Origin of the sequence: Anaeroplasma sp. (assembly GCF_034179385.1) — a bacterium.
Lineage (GTDB): Bacteria > Bacillota_I > Bacilli_A > Acholeplasmatales > Anaeroplasmataceae > Anaeroplasma.
Map to the genome: position 1 here is coordinate 1 of NZ_JAXFPY010000022.1, position 2,942 is coordinate 2,942.

Here is a 2,942-nt window from a genome sequence, read left to right on the forward strand (position 1 = left end):
TGATGAGTACCTTTTTACTACTTCCTGTATGATTATCTATTATATTCAAGCTGGTATTATTAATTTGAACAATTTTGTAATCTTCTTCTTTTCTTTTTATATAGTCTTCTTCAAGAATAGACTGAACATTTTCAAAGCCAAGCTCATATATATAGAAATCATTGATGTGATTTAAATAAAATACACCATCTTTATAAAAGTTCCATATTAAAGATACATTAGAATGAAACAATAAAGTGGATTCCCCTTTAGAATCTATAGAAAAATAACTATATTGCTGATTCGTATCCTTGCTATATATAATATAATCTTCGCATATGTATTCTATACAATTATTGTCTCCTAAATATTTACTAAGAGTATATTCCTTTGATTTATAAAGAATACTATCCTGTCTTGACGAATAGATAAGATTATTATTAACTTGAATACCGTCAAGTGCTTCTTGATCTTCCTTTTCTTCGTAATTATCCACCAAAAAAACAGTCAGCATTAGTATTTCATATATAAGGCCTATTCCTGATAAAATACTAAAGAAAATAATCAGAAACTTCTTTTTACCTATACTCATACTATTACACTAATTGAATTCAAATAGATCTTATTCTTTTAATTCATTCCTTTCTTTGACTCTATATATTTTTTACTTCATTTCCATCGAATAGGTACTCCATAGGATAAGATACTCCATTTTCAAGATAAAAGAGTATAAAATCATTATTCCAATCCATTTCAATAATCTTATCCACAACATCAAAACTTTCATCTAAGATATTATATTCAACAACAATTCCGTGATATGCATCTATATAAATTGTTATGAATAATGTATTATTCAAAATGAAATAGTCTTCAAAAAATAATTCTCTTTTCAATCTGAATAAATTATCTATTAATTCATTCTGTCTTAATTCATCAAAGGAAATAACTTTACTTCTACTATTATTTACTGCATATAATTTAATCAAATTATTTCTATTTAAAGACACATAATAAGAAAGTCCTAAAGCTTCACAATAATCATTAAAAGATATTTCATCAAAAGCTTCTGTTTTTATATCATAAACAAAGAAATCATCTTCATTCATCATATAAAACGCATTATCTTTATAATACTTAAAGCTCAAAGCTAAATTCGTGGTCATTAAAAATTTACTATATCCATTGGAATCAATTGAATAATAATCATATCTTTTATGCCTAGTTAACCGATATACAATATAGTCTTCGCAAACAAAATCTGTTTCTATATCAGCATTATCCACTATATAATTTCCATAATCTTGATTCTTATAATCTATGCTAGAAGAAAGGTGACGATAAGCAAATCTATCATCTACTTCAACAGAATCAATAATTTCTTCAACTTTTAATCTTTCTTCTTTTTGTTTTATATCTACTTGAGCAACTAAAAGTATCGCAACAAGAATATGCAAAGGTAGGATACTAAAGAAAATAATCAAGAACTTCTTTTTTGCACTCATTATTTATTCCACCACCATGTCAATAAATCAATTACTGTACCAATAGGATTCGCGACACAACATGCACCTTTCATTACATTCCCAATCCAACCATGATCATCATCAAATATAGTCTTTCCTAAATCAACATCCGTTGCTTGATCCATTAGTTTATCCATATCTCTACCAAACAAATCGTTTATTCCTAAATGGTTTAAAGCACTTAATCTTTGATATGTAACATTGTGTGCAAGCCAATCAAATTCCATCCCTAGAATTGCACCATTAATTTTACCTTTAGTTTCCTCTTTAAAGAACATACATCGATTTTTATAAAGTCCGGTTCTTCCTTATACATCTAATTTATTAAAGAATCGTTATATATAGGGGAGAGAAAAAAGGATTGTAGCATAATCTCAATCTCAATTGATAATAATTGAACGTTATTTTTTTCTATAATTAAATATTCCAGCTATAATCACAACTAATAGGCCAATAAATCCAAACAACAATTCAAATATAATTCTTCCTTTTACTATGTTATAAATAAATATTCCAATTGCAAGAAGCAATCCTAAAGGAATTAGGAACAAGAATAAGCCCTCGGAATTATGTTCTTTTAAATAATATGTGATTTCATACCTATCATCATTTTTATAACATTCTCTCAAAAGCGAATTTGTATATGTTTTTATATCTGCATTCTTTTCCAAAATCTTTAATTCTTGACTATTAATTGTTGCGCAAAACAAATAATGCTTTTCTTTTGTAATCTTATCCTCTAAAATACCCTTATATACAAGTTTAGAATGGATATCTGTCATTTTCTCAAATTCATTCAATATATTATCATAATTCATTTTGTCAGACTTTAATCTTAAATGATCATATTCAACACTCTGCTTCATTAGCACATAAGAATCTAAAAAAAGTATTGTCACAATAATACTGTATTCAGCAAAATCTTCATTAAATTCTAATGTTTTTTTCTTAATAAATCTATATTTGACATTTTTCATTTTATAGAATCCATCTTATTAATCCAACAATTAAGCTGTATAAGAATTTCGTTTTCCTTTCGCCAATTAATGATTGTATAGTAAATGTTATAAATCTGGAGGTGGTCATTTCAACATTGGAATAAAAACTATTTGAAATAGTTTTATCAAAACCATTCATAATTCCAATTCTTCCTCCAATGTACCCAAATCCAAAGGAAATAGTTCCTTTCCACAAACCTTTAGCACCAGCGAGAAAAGCATCCTTAAAATTCCAATCATTGCTTCCAATTTGTTGTATTGAGTATTCACCCACATATGCAACCCCAGAAACTCCTATTGCCAAAGCAGCAGCTGCCCCAAAAGACATAGAATAACCACTAACTGACATACCTTTTGAAATGGGTATCCCATTTGCAGGAGTTAGAGTTGTATCCAAAATTTGGGCACAACTCTTATCCTGTACGCTATTTATTTCATT

The 2,942-nt window shown here is 27.6% G+C and carries 5 protein-coding genes; all 5 read right to left on the reverse strand.

Annotated elements, in window-relative coordinates:
* Positions 1 to 571, reverse strand: a 571-nt coding sequence (locus SPJ17_RS01420) for a hypothetical protein (protein WP_321092035.1), incomplete at its 3' end; no start/stop codon positions are given.
* Between the two features lie 61 nt (positions 572 to 632).
* Positions 633 to 1,484, reverse strand: a complete 852-nt coding sequence (locus SPJ17_RS01425) for a hypothetical protein (protein WP_321092037.1) — start codon at positions 1,482 to 1,484, stop codon at positions 633 to 635.
* Positions 1,484 to 1,732 carry a hypothetical protein gene (locus SPJ17_RS01430; RefSeq protein ID WP_321092039.1) on the reverse strand — a complete coding sequence of 83 codons (249 nt, stop codon included), beginning with the start codon at positions 1,730 to 1,732 and terminating at the stop codon, positions 1,484 to 1,486. Before SPJ17_RS01430 ends, SPJ17_RS01425 begins: the two co-directional genes overlap by 1 nt.
* A gap of 174 nt (positions 1,733 to 1,906) precedes the next feature.
* A complete protein-coding gene (locus tag SPJ17_RS01435; RefSeq protein ID WP_321092041.1) occupies positions 1,907 to 2,482 on the reverse strand; it encodes a hypothetical protein in 576 nt (191 codons plus the stop codon).
* 1 nt (position 2,483) lies between these two features.
* On the reverse strand, positions 2,484 to 2,942 hold a 459-nt coding region (locus tag SPJ17_RS01440), incomplete at its 5' end, for a hypothetical protein (RefSeq protein WP_321092042.1).

Bases quoted from the DNA above. Each gene is read 5' to 3' on its own strand.
- SPJ17_RS01425 (WP_321092037.1), bottom strand. From the start codon at position 1,484: ATGAGTGCAAAAAAGAAGTTCTTGATTATTTTCTTTAGTATCCTACCT.
- SPJ17_RS01430 (WP_321092039.1), bottom strand. From the start codon at position 1,732: ATGGAATTTGATTGGCTTGCACACAATGTTACATATCAAAGATTAAGT.
- SPJ17_RS01435 (WP_321092041.1), bottom strand. From the start codon at position 2,482: ATGAAAAATGTCAAATATAGATTTATTAAGAAAAAAACATTAGAATTT.